Below are 14187 nucleotides of genomic sequence, written 5' to 3'. Positions count from 1 at the left end.
AAGGTTAGGGTGCATGTTATCACTATAAAGGGAAAAGAGGGATTTGAGCTGGAGATCAAGCTGTGGCCGGACGATCTGGCAGGAATTGCGACGATGCTGTTAAGCTGGAGCATACTGATAGGACTCGTGCTTCGCCGGTATCGTCGGCAATCGTCCGAGCGTCCGGCTCTATGGAGAGCGCTGCTCGTCGCGTGCATCAGTCTGTTTTCGTTCTCTATTAGTTTTCCTTTGGGAGGCTATGTCGCAAAGCTGGCGATCGTGCCAATTGGCGTGTGGCTGGTCTATTTATTCCTGCCTTGGGCATCCAGGATCCGATATCGTTCGTATGCTTGGACAGGCTTTTGGTGCAATTATGTTTTTCTTGTTATTGGACTGCTCGGGTTTTGGGGTCATGAGCTTGTTTATCCCAAGGATCAACTATCCACTTATTTGTCCAAGATCGATCATGCACGAATCGTCGGCATCCATCCATCCGCGGAGGAGGGCGTGTCGTTGCATGAAGCCCGGTTCAAGGAGCTTATTGATGACTTGAAGCCGCAGCGGCAATTCGAAGAGTCGCTGGATTGGTATTACGAGGCTCGCGACCAAGGCAAGGAGTTTTATCCTTACGCTTTATTGGGAGCAGAGCCAAAGCGGGGCAGCGGCATTCGGTATGAGGCGTACATCAAGTCGGACGGCTTGGGGCTCATTATTGCTCGGGACAATCAATATTACTATTATGAATCGAAGTCGCCTTTACTCCAGTGGACGGACGGAAGAGGAGGGAGCCATTGATGAAGCGAGCGATCATTGCGGCTATCCTCGTGCTTGCCGCCGGTTCGTTTATTTTCTGGAAATGGATCGGGATCGGGCCGACGCCGATGAGCGACAAAGAGCTGGCCGCGCGGATGATTAATGAGTTGAATGAACGGGCGGACGTCTCGGAGGTGCAGGACATTGTCATGCTGGACAGCCGGCATCTGTTCGTGCCGTTCGTGTCGACAAACGGGGATTACGGTATGAGCTTCTGGGTGTGGGATCGGTTCGATTGGGAGATTCGGTCCATCGATAGCGACGGCAACCCTCAAATGTGGCATTTAAGAGAAGACGATCCCTCCAAACAATATTTGGTGTGGAACCTTGCCCCGGAATCCAAGGTAGAAGAGCTCGACTTCTATCTGATTCGCAATCGGAATGCGGGACGATCGGACGGCAACGATTTTTACAGCCCGCGCGTACAGATGGAGATGGGCGTCAGTTTGCAAGATCAGCGTTACGGAGTCAGCCGTATCCCGGACGATTGGATAGATATTCAGAAGTCGGTTCCAAAACGGCAGGGGACGGGAGGCACGTTAGGCATATGGGAATGGAGCCGGACTGGCGTGAAGGACTTTCGAATCGGATACGTGTCCACGCTTAGCGGCGAACGGGAGGCGACGAATAATTCGAGCACGTGGTCGTCGACTTATGGAAATATCCATCTCCGTTATATTTTCCCCTTGAATGAAGACGAATTGGAACATCCGTGATGACAAGCTTCGACAACGTTGAATCGAATTATACAGCTATTAATCATAAATACAGCCGGCAAGTAAAGCGATTCGAGAAATGAACAGTTTCGCTTCGCGGCGCGGTTGTTGCACGATAGAAGGGCGGGAATGAAGGCGAGTTTGCCGGATTCCCGCCCTATTCTATCTGCAAGAGAAAGAAAGATAATAGTTGGATCAAGCGAATGGGGCGGGCACCCAGAGTTACATATGAGCATAATAAGCAGGCTCGTCTTGGCTAGGGAAAGATTGGCTAGATGATGACAAGGAGGTGAGGCCGACAGCGGCGGCAACAGAGAGTCATCATGGATTGTATACTTCACGATCAGGGTAGAGAGCAGGAATCATTCTGAGTGGAAGCCAATCTAGGTCGTGTCTGAAAACCCGCTCAGGGGCATCTTTCACCGCCTTTCCGCCCCCTGCTTCGTCACTTTTGTTTGACGTACCCCCGGTACGCCTTCACAAAAGTTCCTTGCATGGAACGAAAATTCGGCAAAATCTGCTCCCCTTGGAGTATTCAGACACGCCCTAAACAAAGCGAGGGATTACTTATGACAGCGATCATTCAACGACCGAGGCTGAAGCTGCGCCTATTCAGCGCTTTATGCGCCATGTCGATGCTGCTGCCGGTGCTGCCGACGCCGATCGCGCATGCCGCGACGTTCGACGTAACGAGTTACGGGGCCGCAGGCAACGACGCGGTTTCCGACAGCGCGGCCTTTCAGGCGGCGGTCGACGCGGCATCCAGCGGCGACACGGTATTCATTCCCGCAGGTACTTATTACTTAACAAGCGCGGTCAGCGGCAAGTCCGGCGTAAAAATTACGGGTGCGGGCAGAGACACGACGATCGTTAAACACAATTCGACCACGGCGAATACGTTTTTCTCCTTGTACAACCTGACGGGTGCGGAAGTGTCCAACATGACGCTCGACGCGAACAACAGCACGGTGCCCCAATCGGTCGTCGTCTCGGAGAACGGCAGCGGCAACAAGATGCTGAATCTGAACGTCAAAGACATGGCCATGTCTTCGGGTTTCGGACCGTTCGCTCTGTACGGCATCAACACCGACAACCTTGTCGTAAAGGACAACATCATCACCAACATCGGAGTGAACTCCGACTGGGGCGGCGGCGTCCGCATCGGGTGGGGCTCCGACAATGCGCTCGTCGAGAACAACGTCGTCCATCTGACGGGACGCGGCGGCATTTTCCTGAACGACGACAGTCCGGGAGCGGTCATTCGCGGCAATACCGTGACCGGCACGGGCAAAAAAATGGAGGGTCTGGGCATCGAGCTTCATACAAACGTCGACAACTCCATCATCGAGAACAACAACGTCGACCACTGGATCAGCGCCGTACGCTCCGCTTATATCGCCGTGCGAAATAACGTCGTCAGGGCGTCGGACGGCACGGTCGGCAACATGGGCCTGGAGGTCATGGTCGACCACGGCGTGACAAGCGGCAACCTCGTCGACGGCGGCCAGCAGGTCGGCATCCAGCAATCGCCCGGCACGGGCTACCAGCTCTGGAATTACAACACGATCCAGAACATGGTCATGTGGGGCATGCAGTTGCAAGGCGAGGGCACGGGGCAGACGGAGCAATTCCAATATTTCTACAAAAATATATTCGAAGACGGTCCCATCGGCCACCCTTCCGCGGCTTATCCCGGTTATGACGGCAACGCGGTCCGCATCCACGGCAACACGCAGAACATTACGTTCGACAGCAATATCATTCGCGACAACGGCAGAAAAGCGATCGAGATCACGACGGCCGGCGGCACGGATCGTCTGAGCTTTGTCAACAATACGATTACCGGCAACGGGGGACCTTCCATCGATCAGTATCCGACGTCCGCTTCGCATCTCGAGTGGAGCGGCAATACGGTCAGCGGCAACGGCACGGACACGCAGCTGACAAGCCGAGGATTCAGCGATCCGAAGCCGGTGGCGAACTTTACCGCGCCGCTGACGGTGCAGCTTGGCCAGCCGGTGACATTTACGAACACGTCCACGGACAACGGCACGATCGTCGAGAACCTGTGGGATCTGGGCGAAGGCTTGCCCGTTACGACGGTCAGCCCGACTTATACCTACCAGAATCCGGGTACGTATCAAGTCATTCTCGGCGTATGGGATAACGGAGGGCGCGCGCACGTGAAGGAACAGACGATCACGGTCGTAGCCGGTCCGCCTGATACGACGGCGCCGACGACGCCGACAAATCTGACTTCGCCTTCGAAGACGAACACGAGCGTTACGCTGACATGGACGGCATCGACGGATAATGTCGGTCTGGCCGGCTACGAAATCTACGCGAACGGCGGCCTCGTCGGCACGACGATCGGCGGCGGCACGACCTCCTTCAACGTGACGGGATTATCCCCGAACACGGCTTACAGCTTTACGGTCAAGGCGAAGGATACATCCGGCAACCTTTCGGCGGCAAGCTCGGCGCTTAGCGTCACGACGGATTCCACGCCGGTGCCGGTATGGGAGCTCTGCGCGGGCGAGAACAACTGGTGCAGCTTCACGGGCACGAAGGAAGTGCGCTACGGGGCAGGCAGCAGTTGGAATTACGGCACGTACACGAACAGCGTCATGTGCTCCAACAATACGTTTGGAGACGCGGCGCCCGGCCAATACAAATCCTGTTTCGTGAACATGGCGACTGGCGGAGGGGGAGGCGGTGGCGGCGATACGCAAGCGCCGACGGCTCCGACAGGGCTGGCCTCTCCATCTAAAACCTCGATCAGCGTAAGCTTGTCGTGGACGGCTTCCACGGATAACGTAGGCGTGACGGGCTACGAGATCTATAACGGTTCGACGCTGGCGGGAACGACGACCGGCGCAACGAGCTATACCGTGACGGGTTTGTCGGCGAGCACGGCCTACAGCTTCACGGTGAAGGCGAAGGACGCGGCGGGCAACATATCCGCGGCAAGCTCCGCGCTGAGCGTCACGACGAATGCTTCCGGCGGAACGACGCCGACCGGTTCCATTACTCGCGAATATTGGACGGGCATCACGGGACCGACGGTGGCAAGCATTCCGTTGTCGACGACGCCATCCGGCATCAGCACGCTTACAAGCTTTCAGGCGCCGTCGAACTGGGGCGACAATTACGGCACGCGCATTCGCGGATATATCGTGCCGACGGTGACGGGCACGTACCAATTCTCAGTCGCGGGCGACAACAACAGCGTGCTGTACCTCAGCACGGACAATACGCCTGGCAACAAAGTGCAGATCGGCGAAGTCGTCGACTGGGTGAACGAGCTGAGCTTTACGCAGAATCCGGGCCAGCAATCCGGCTCCATCACGCTGACAGCGGGTCAACGCTATTACGTCGAGGTGCTGCACAAGGAAGAGGGCGGCGGCGATCATCTCGCTGTAGGCTGGAAGACGCCGGGCAGCTCCGCCATTACGGTTATCGACGGCGCGTATCTGGCTCCGTTGGAGTAGGCGAGCTGTAGCGTCATCCTGTGCTGAATGCTCGGGTTGAGTGGGGAACGGAACAGGGGGATGGCATCATCCTAAACCGACTCCGGGCCGCATGCCAAGCCACATGCTAAGCCGCATGCCAAGCCACATGCTAAGCCGCATGCCGAGCCGCATGCCGAGCCGCATGCCGAGCCGCATGCCGAGCCGCATGCCGAGCCGCATACCGAGCCGCACGCCAAGCCGCATGCTAAGCCGCATGCTAAGCCGCATGCCGAGCCGCATGCTAAGCCGCACGCCGAGCCACATGCCAAGCTGCATGCCCAGTCGAACGAGTAATAAACAAGCGGAAAAACGCCAACTAATTTCTATGATTTTCCATGAATTGGACCAATTAGAGGGAATATCGCCCTCTAATTGATCCAATGAACATAGTGGAGCTCCATTTTAGCGGATTTAGAGGGATGTTTTCCATCTATTGTTGGCAGGGGAGGCATTCCGGCATAATTAAAGGGAGAAAACACCATTAGTAACGTCACCTCAAACGTAAAAGCATCTCCGCCAAGTCCTGAAGAGACTGGTGGAGATGCTTTTTTACATGAGATTCGTTTTTATTTCGCGCCAGCCCATACGCCGAACTTGCTCGAGTGCGGTGAACGCGGATGGATACTTGCGATTGACTCTACCTACTTGATCACGCCGCAAGCGATACGCGCTCCGGAATTGCCCGACGGGTCGGTCACGTAGTCGTCCGCTTTCTCATGGATGATCAGGGAGGCGCCATCCGCCTTCACAATGGAGTTGGGGTGGCCGGGCTGGAGCGTCACGACGGCCGTCGTGATATCGATGGCGACTTTGCCGTTCGCGTCGACCTCGATATTAGGCAGATCGCCTTCGTGGAAGCCCTTCGGATTGTTGAAGCCATGCTGCTTCCCTTGCGGGTTAAAGTGGTCGCCTGCCGATTTGAAATCCGGCGCTTCGCATTTGCCGAACTGGTGGATATGGATGCCGTGTTTGCCTGGCGTCAGCTTTTCCGCTTCCAGATGGATCACGACTTTGTCGCCTTTTTGCGTCAATACGGCTTGACCGATCGTCTGTCCCTCGGTATTGATGATCGAGATCGCTTCGTTTGGCGCCTCGCCGCCTTCTCCTGCATGGGCAGCCGTTTCATGCGCCTGGGGATGCAAAAAAAGCATCAGCGCCGTTGTTATGGCTAGTAGATTCATGTGTACCTCCGCATACGAGTCGTAGTATCTGCCGCAGGTGTCCAACATACGCCTTGAAGTTCGCGGCAGCCTACCTAGTATGCGCAAAAAAATGGAAACTATTCTCAACGCCCGCAGACAGCGCATGCATCGAATTAGAAGTCAAAGTTGTCCGGGTCCGGTCCCACTCGGCGATTCTCATTAAGCGCATCGATCGCGTCCATCTCTTCCTGCGAGAGGGAGAAGTCGAACAGATCTCCATTCTGGGCAATCCGGACGGGTTTGGTCGACTTCGGTATCGTCACGACGCCATGCTGCAAGTCCCAGCGCAAAATGACCTGCGCAACCGATTTTCCGTGCCTCTCGGCGATCTGCGCCAAAGTTTCGTTTTGCAGAAGCTGCCCCTGCATGAGCGGCGACCATGCTTCAAGCTGAATGCCTTTTTCGCGTGTATAGGCGAGGAGCTCCTTTTGCGTCAGGCGTGGATGGAATTCCACTTGATTGATGACGGGCTTGAGCTCGGCCGAGTCCATCAAATCCCGCAAATGATGGGTCTGAAAGTTGCTCACGCCGATGGCTTTGACCCGACCGTCCTTGTACAGCTTCTCCATGGCGCGCCAGGTGTCCTTGTATTTGCCCTCGACGGGCCAATGAATCAGATACAGATCCAGGTAGTCCAGACCAAGCTTGCCCAGACTCGTCTCGTAAGCGGCTATCGTTGCCTCGTAGCCCATGTCGGCCGTCCATACTTTGGAGGTAATGAACAATTGGTCGCGCGTCAGATTGTTTTCGGCGAGCGCTTGGCGAATGCCTTCGCCAACGCTGGTTTCATTGCCGTAGATGGCGGCGGTGTCGATGCTGCGGTAACCTTGACGGACGGCGGAACGAATGGCGTCGACGAGCTCCTGGCCTTCTTCCACCTGGAAGACGCCAAGACCTACCCACGGCATGGAGATTCCGTTATGAAGCGTTATTGTGCTTTGAAGCGACGTGGCTGGTTGCTGCGATTGGTTTGCAATAGTCATTTGTATAAGCCTCCAATTTATCAATAGTCTAGTTTTTCCGTCCGAGACGGATTGATACGCCGGCAAGCAACACGGCGATGAGAACCATAATGCCGCCAACCCATGGCGTGTGACGCAAGCCGACACTGTCTACGACGATGCCGCCGGTAATGGAGCCGATTGCGATGCCGACGTTAAATGCCGCAATGTTCAGCGCCGAAGCTACATCGACAGCCGACGGTACATAGCGTTCAGCCAATTGGACAATGTATAACTGCAGACCGGGCACGTTCATGAACGCGAACAATCCCATCAGACCAATGGCGATTAGTCCGGCGACTTGATAGGGAATCATAAAGGACATTGCGACGAGTACGATCGTCTGAATGACGAACATCCGGAACAGCGCTCCTATGGGATTACGGTTCGCCCATCTGCCGCCTATCTCGTTGCCGATGGCGACCGCGATTCCGTAGACCAGCAGCACAAGTCCCACTGTGCCTGGCTTCAGATGCATGACATCTTGCAGGATCGGGGTCAAATAGGTAAAAGCGACGAACGTGCCGCCGTATCCCAAAGCGGTGATGGCTAAGCCGAGCAGCAGACTGCGATTCGCAAGAATGCGCAGCATATCGGCAAACTTGGAAGGCGGCGATTGTTTAAGGCTAACCGGAAGCAGCTTGGCGATGGCCAGCAGGCTGATTATGCCAAGAATGGCTACTCCCCAAAATGTAGAGCGCCAACCGAATGATTGGCCGATATAAGTGCCTAACGGCACGCCGGTCACGGTGGCGATCGTTAATCCCGTAAACATCAGCGCGATCGCGCTGGCTTGTTTCTCTTTGGGCACGAGTTGGACGGCAATCGTCGAGCCGATGGAGAAGAAGACGCCGTGCGAGAACGCGGTAATGAACCGTGCGACCATAAGCAGCGCGAAAGAGGTCGATAATGCGGCCACGACGTTGCCCACGATGAAGACAAACATTAGCGTCATTAGCAATGTTTTGCGATTCATGCGGTTCGTTAACGCCGTTAAGATAGGGGCGCCCACGGCCACCCCGATGGCGTAGCCGGAAATAAGCAGACCCGCAAGCGTGATGCCGATATCCAAATCGCCGGCAATGGATGCAAGCAGTCCGACGGGGACGAACTCCGTCGTTCCGATTCCGAACGCGCTGACGGCCAGAGCGAACAGAGCCAGCGATCCCGAAGACTGCTTGCTTTTCGTTACCGAGGACTCCCGGACAACTGTTTGTGCCATATCTATGTTCCCTCCCAGGTATAAGTGTAATTCGCAGCGACTAATGTGCGTTCATCATCACGTGAGCTGCTTGTGCAGTTCGCTGCATGGATGTTAGTATAAGCCTAACAGTATGCTTTGGTAAGTACGTACTTAAAAGTGCTATAGGCACTAAAAAGTACCCTGCCAAGTGTGAAAGGGAGGGAATCAAAATTGCCTTACAATATTCCGGTCGAGGCGACGCTCGATGTGATCGGGGGAAAGTGGAAGGTTGTTATTTTGTGCCATCTGGACAAAGGGGATAAGCGGACCAGCGAACTTCGCAAACTGATGCCGAATATTACGCAGAAGATGCTGACCCAGCAGCTGCGCGAGCTGGAGGACGACGGCATGGTAAAGCGGACGGTCTATGATCAGGTGCCGCCCAAGGTCATCTATTCGTTGACGGAGTATGGCTGGTCGTTCAAGCCTATTCTGGACGCTATGTGTTCCTGGGGAGAGACGCATATGGAGGCGAACAATCTAGAGTAAAAAACCGCGCGTGATTCGCGCGGTCTTGTTACGCAAATGGAGCAAAGAGCTAATGGGGCAAAGAGGTTTGCCCGTCGCCCTCTTGTATTATGTGGCTGCGTTGCGAGCGCGTTTTTGCATGTTGTGCACGCCCATGACGACCGCGATCAACTCGTAATCGTCAAGCTGAGGCGATCGATTAAGGAGTCGGAAGGCGCCTGCCTGGAGCCAGTTGCTAACCTTCTGGAAGGTAGCGACCGTGGACTCCCTTTCATCCAGAATCGTATATTCCTGCGAGAAGGCGGGAGCCTCGATCTGATAGACTCCCCGATGTCCGGCATCGTATTCGTAACGTTTGCTGAACATGGAGAAACGGGCTCTCAACACGCCAATCTCGTTACCTGCGCCGTCCAACACCTCCCACTTATTGGAGAAAAATCGGAATTTCCCCGAATAACTCAATCGCGAATCATCCCGATAGATCGACAGTGTTGCAGTCAGCATGCTCTCCAGATCCATCCTGCCTACCGACGTCCCACCCTCGTTCATAATATCCGTTGTCCCCGCGCTGAAGAAACGATCGCTGAAATAAAGTTCCATATACATGCCGCCTTTCCCATGTTTTTCTGGTGATAAGTTATACGGCGAGTAAGGCGGGGATGTTTCGAATTGGTCTTTGGCGCTGAGCCCTTAAGAAACGTATCCGCAAGACTGGCCCTCCACCAAACGGACTTCTAGCAACGTAGAAAGATTAATGGGTTCCTCATGTAAAATATAGCGTGCCATGTGCTGGGCTGCAATATCGCCTAATTTTTCGAATTGCGTATCCACATGCGTCAATTTATAAGGCAAAATATGTCCCCAACCGTTTTGAACGCCACTGATGATGGATAGGTCTTCGGGAATACGAAGATTCAATTCGTCGGCCGCTTTCTTGACTCCGACAGCTAGCAGATCGTCCGCAGTGAAAATAGCTGTAGGGCGGTTCTCCGTTTGCAAAAGTTTTAGCGCTTCGATATAGCCGCATTCCAACGTCAGATTCGTCTCTGCTTCCAAAATTTCAAGCTCAGGGAAAGATCGGGAAATGGCAGTTACACCCTCGCGGAGGTCGATCGAAAGCGTCATATTGGAAGGCCCATTCAGAAAACCGATCCGTCGATGCCCAAACTGTATTAAATGCTCTACTGCTATTGTACCGGCTTTAACGTTATCAACATCCACGTAGGGAATTTGTGCAGTAAGGATACCTGGCCGACCGACTATGATGAACGGAATTTTCTCTGATAGAAGATAAATTAATTCTTCGTTACTGACTGAGGGACAAGTTAAGATCAGCCCCCCGACTTGCCGCTCTTTGAACAACTTTACGAACAACTGGCTGGAATCCTCTCGCGACATGGACGTAAACATCTGCATAATCAAATTATTCTGAGAACAAAACTGGCAGATGGTGGCCGAAAGGGTGGAAAAAAACAGACTTTGTTTGACCTGATCGCTCGAGAACGGCATAAAAAGACCAATCGATCGCGCTTTATTGTTGACAAGAAGACGTGCGGTTATATTTGGATGATAATCGAGCGCATTGATGGCGCGTTGAACTTTGTCCAACGTTTTTTTGCTGACCAGTTCAGGGGTGTTAATCGTTCTGGAAACCGTTTGCGCCGAAACGCCAGCCAATTTGGCAACGTCGGTAATTGTACTAGCCATTCGTGGAAACCCCAATCTATATTTGGTATCGTTAACATTTATATTTAAACGTGTTGCATTTCTTTACTAAGCTTATGCGTTATGGCGTAAAAATACAAGTCTTTGGGAGAAGAATCATTTGAATTTTCTGTTCTAAATGTTATGTTGAGAATATTGACAACGCTTTCTGCTGCTGATATGATCAATCCAGTGTTAACGTTAACATTTTAATCAATTGAGAAGGAGAGGCAGCAAAGAGCGACAGTAATTGATCAGTATCATACCAGGTAACAAAGAAAAGATTGACAAGAGACACAATTCATAAGGGGATGATAGCCAATGAAAAAGTCCAGCACAGTTTGTTTGATGTTAGCGCTGATCGTGACGACTTTGTCCGCATGCAGCGGTAATTCCGGTTCTAGCGGAACTCCGACTCCGTCCGAGACCTCCGCTTCGCCCGTCAGTTCGGCGCCTGTTGCCTTTACAGTCGTTCATAATCAAGGCGAATACGCATGGCCCTCCTACGAAAAGATTGTAGCCGGTTACAATGAAAAGTCCGGGAATAATGCAACCTTGAAGTACATTCCGGCGCAGGAATCGGAGAGCTGGCTGCAAGCCCAATTCATCGCTCGTTCCGAGCCTGAAGTTGTTAGCGGTACCTCGAAGTTTGCTGACGCATATAAGAACGGCTGGATTGTCGATCTGCTGCCTTATTTGGACGAAGTCAGCCCTTACACGAACAAGCCATGGAAAGAATCGTTCCTTCCCGGGCTGATCGAGTCGGCGACGGATATGACCGATGCGAATAACCCCCGCCTGTTCGGCATTCCGACGCAGGTCGTCACGGTGAACTTGTATTACAACAAGGATATTTTCAATGAAATCGGCGTTACGGAGCCACCAGCCACTATTTCGGAATTCCTTGAAGTCGCGCAGAAAGCAAAGGATGCGGGCTATATCCCGTTCAGCATTCAAAATTCCATGGATTGGAACCTGGGTTGGCTGGCTTCTGACGTATTCGGCTACTTGTGGAAATCGCGTTTGGCCGAACTGGATACGAACGGTTCCGGCAAAGTGGAACCGAAGGAATGGGCAGAAGCCGTCCTTGCGGACAAAGTGACGAAGGACAGCCCGGAATTGAGAGAATACTTGCGGCTAATGAACGACTTGAAACCTTTCTTTAACGAAGGCTTCAACAGCGCTAGCTGGGAGTTTGAGGGGATATTCAACGACGGAAAATCCGCGATGGTGCTTAACGGCAGCTGGTATCCGAATCAACATCAGCAAGGTAGCTACCCGGTCAATTATGGCGTGGCGCCGATGCCTTATCTGGACACTGCTTATTCGGAGTTCGGTCAAGATGTCCGCTATAAATACAAGATCGGTTCGACGCCGAGCTTTGCCGTCAGCCGAAACGCAAAAGACAATAAGGCTGAAGGTGCGTCCGTCGAATTCTTGCAATACTTGACTGCCCCCGATGGAGGGGCCAAGGTGCTCGCCGAGGATCTTAACCTCATTCCGGTCGTATCGGGCGTTGAAGTTCCTGAAATTTTGAAGCCCATCGTAGAGTCCTTCGGCAATGACGAGAATATGGGTTTCCACGCCCATGAATTCACACCGGAGCAAAAAGACAGATGGTTGAAGAAACAGCAGGAATTTTTGGCGGGCAAGGTGACGGCGGATGAATTCTTGAAGGACTTTGGAAAAGACTTGAAAAAGTTCGCTGAAGAAGCCGTCAAAAATCATCCGGAATGGAACGCTGCGCAGTAATATTTTGAACTTGGGATCGTTTCCGGCGCGATCGGCAGATGTATGGTATGCCGATCGCGCCGGATTAGGACGAGGAGGCAGTCATGAGCAAGACGGTGCGCTATATGTGGCTTTACGCTTGTCTATTTCCTACTTTTTTCTTTGTCGGCTTGTTCCTGTTATACCCGACTGTAGAAGCTTTCAGAATGTCGTTTCTGGACTGGAACATGACCAATTATTTGAATCCGACATTCGCTGGCATGGATAATTATGTCGAATTGTTGCAGGATCCCATCTTCCGAAGCAGTTTTATTATTCTGCTGGCCTTTCTGTTGTGGAACATTATCATCCTGCAAGGCGCATCCATCTTGGGGGCGTACCTGATCAACTACCTGGGCAATACCGGATTGGCCGGATTTTTTAAAGTTTCCTTCACGATTCCGATGGTGCTTCCGGGCATGGTCACAACGATGTTTTGGCTTTTCTTCTACGAACCTGGAAACGGGATGCTTAATCATATGCTCGGCTTACTGGGTTTGGAAAATTGGCAAAAAATTTGGCTGGGCGATAGCCAATTAACGGCGATGTTGTCCATCATGATGAAAGGATTTCCGTGGGTAAGCGGACTGGGATTCCTCATCTATTTGGCCGGATTTCAAAATATCGACGAGTCTTTAAGAGAAGCAGCCAGAATAGACGGCGCATCTGCATGGAAAATCTTCTGGACCGTGGACTTGCAATTGATTTTGCCGCAAATCAGATTGACAACTGTATTGGTATTAATCGGCGGAACGCAACAGTTCAGCGATCAGCTTATCATGACCAAGGGCGGTCCGGGTTACGACACAATGGTTCCTGGACTGTACATGTTTAATAACGCATTTACTTACGGCAAGCTCGGAACCGGTTCGGCAATCGGCGTCATTCTATTCGTGATTACGCTTGGATTGACCTTGCTGAATATGAAGTTTATGCGGGAAAAGAGGTAACGCAGATGAATAGCCAAAGATTTTCGCGCATCATTGTCATTGTGTTCCTGTTCGCGTTGTTGTTTTTCACACTGTTCCCCATGTATTTCATGCTCGTAACGGCGTTCAAAACGAATTATCAGTTATCGATCAATTATTTTGGACTTCCTTTGACCCCGCATGTGGAATTTATCATCGATGCAGCATCCAAAATCGGCGTGTATTTGAAGAATTCTTTAGTTGTTTCCGGGGGCACGGTCATTGGCGTTTTGGCTGTTTCCAGTCTTAGTGCGTATGTGTTCGCGCGATTCGATTTTCCGCTTAAATCTGCTCTGTTTATGATATTGTTGTCTTTCTTAATGATACCGGGCATTCTTACGCTCATCCCGCAGTTCGTTCTGGTCACGAATTTGAATTTGATCAATAGTCCATGGGCGGCGATTCTTCCTTATATCGCAAGCGGGCAGTTGGTTGTCATTTTTGTGTTTCGCACCTTTTTTGAAGAAATTCCCAGAGAACTCACTGAGAGCATCCGAATGGACGGGGGCAGCGAGCCGGTTGTCTTTTTCCGGTTGGTGTTGCCGCTTGCGTTTCCGATTTTTTTATCGATGGGTCTAGTGAATATTTTGTCGACATGGAACGACTTCATCTGGCCGTTGCTGGTCCTTTCCGATCAATCCATGTTAACCGTCACCGTAGGCTTATATCGGTTCATGGATCCGCAGCAGATCATTTACGGCTCGATGTTCTCCGGGATGACACTCGCCTCGATCCCGCTTATGGTATTGTTCTCCTTTACAATGAAATACTTTGTTCAAGGCATGACATCTGGTGCTGTAAAAGCATAAGA

13 protein-coding genes are annotated in these 14187 nt (G+C 52.4%); 7 read left to right on the top strand and 6 right to left on the bottom strand.

The features are described from left to right. The first annotated feature begins 9 nt into the window (after positions 1-9). From B1748_RS16740 to B1748_RS16730, 3 genes are all read left to right on the top strand, one after another. Entirely contained in the window at positions 10-774 is a 765-nt protein-coding gene (locus tag B1748_RS16740) for a hypothetical protein (RefSeq protein WP_087569081.1), read from the top strand. Next, entirely contained in the window at positions 774-1508 is a 735-nt protein-coding gene (locus B1748_RS16735; RefSeq protein WP_087569080.1) for a hypothetical protein, read from the top strand. The genes B1748_RS16740 and B1748_RS16735 overlap by 1 nt, the downstream gene beginning before the upstream one ends. Before the next feature lie 569 nt (positions 1509-2077). Then, positions 2078-4999 (top strand): fibronectin type III domain-containing protein, encoded by a 2922-nt coding sequence (locus B1748_RS16730; RefSeq protein WP_179215629.1) that lies wholly within the window; start codon positions 2078-2080, stop codon positions 4997-4999. A 66-nt stretch (positions 5000-5065) separates the two neighbouring features. On the opposite strand, the gene B1748_RS16725 is transcribed toward B1748_RS16730, so the two are convergent. The 4 genes from B1748_RS16725 to B1748_RS16710 form a co-directional block, all read right to left on the bottom strand. Next, positions 5066-5401, bottom strand: a complete 336-nt coding sequence (locus B1748_RS16725; protein ID WP_087569078.1) for a hypothetical protein — start codon at positions 5399-5401, stop codon at positions 5066-5068. A 260-nt stretch (positions 5402-5661) separates the two neighbouring features. Next, a complete protein-coding gene (locus B1748_RS16720) occupies positions 5662-6201 on the bottom strand; it encodes a superoxide dismutase family protein (RefSeq protein WP_256975719.1) in 540 nt (179 codons plus the stop codon). A gap of 134 nt (positions 6202-6335) precedes the next feature. Continuing rightward, entirely contained in the window at positions 6336-7205 is an 870-nt protein-coding gene (locus B1748_RS16715) for an aldo/keto reductase (protein ID WP_087569077.1), read from the bottom strand. 28 nt (positions 7206-7233) lie between these two features. Next, entirely contained in the window at positions 7234-8445 is a 1212-nt protein-coding gene (locus B1748_RS16710; protein WP_087569076.1) for an MFS transporter, read from the bottom strand. Between the two features lie 192 nt (positions 8446-8637). Here B1748_RS16710 and B1748_RS16705 point away from each other — a divergent pair, with 192 nt between their 5' ends. Beyond that, entirely contained in the window at positions 8638-8955 is a 318-nt protein-coding gene (locus B1748_RS16705) for a winged helix-turn-helix transcriptional regulator (protein ID WP_087569075.1), read from the top strand. Between the two features lie 87 nt (positions 8956-9042). On the opposite strand, the gene B1748_RS16700 is transcribed toward B1748_RS16705, so the two are convergent. Then, positions 9043-9534, bottom strand: a complete 492-nt coding sequence (locus B1748_RS16700; protein ID WP_087569074.1) for an LURP-one-related/scramblase family protein — start codon at positions 9532-9534, stop codon at positions 9043-9045. Between the two features lie 90 nt (positions 9535-9624). Further along, entirely contained in the window at positions 9625-10641 is a 1017-nt protein-coding gene (locus tag B1748_RS16695) for a LacI family DNA-binding transcriptional regulator (RefSeq protein ID WP_087569073.1), read from the bottom strand. Between the two features lie 318 nt (positions 10642-10959). Here B1748_RS16695 and B1748_RS16690 point away from each other — a divergent pair, with 318 nt between their 5' ends. The 3 genes from B1748_RS16690 to B1748_RS16680 all read left to right on the top strand — a co-directional run bounded on the left by B1748_RS16690 (position 10960) and on the right by B1748_RS16680 (position 14185). Beyond that, the gene (locus tag B1748_RS16690; protein WP_087569072.1) at positions 10960-12390 is read left to right on the top strand and encodes an ABC transporter substrate-binding protein; all 1431 of its coding nucleotides are present in this window, start codon (positions 10960-10962) and stop codon (positions 12388-12390) included. An 83-nt stretch (positions 12391-12473) separates the two neighbouring features. Further along, on the top strand, positions 12474-13358 hold the full coding sequence (locus tag B1748_RS16685) for a carbohydrate ABC transporter permease (protein ID WP_087569071.1): 885 nt from the start codon (positions 12474-12476) through the stop codon (positions 13356-13358). Between the two features lie 5 nt (positions 13359-13363). Continuing rightward, a complete protein-coding gene (locus B1748_RS16680; protein WP_087569070.1) occupies positions 13364-14185 on the top strand; it encodes a carbohydrate ABC transporter permease in 822 nt (273 codons plus the stop codon). Positions 14186-14187: the final 2 nt, after the last annotated feature.

This window comes from Paenibacillus sp. MY03, assembly GCF_002165585.1.
Classification (GTDB): Bacteria; Bacillota; Bacilli; order Paenibacillales; family Paenibacillaceae; genus Pristimantibacillus; species Pristimantibacillus agaridevorans.
The sequence above is the reverse complement of the archived record's forward strand: the minus strand, read 5'-3'. Positions and strand labels throughout refer to the sequence as shown.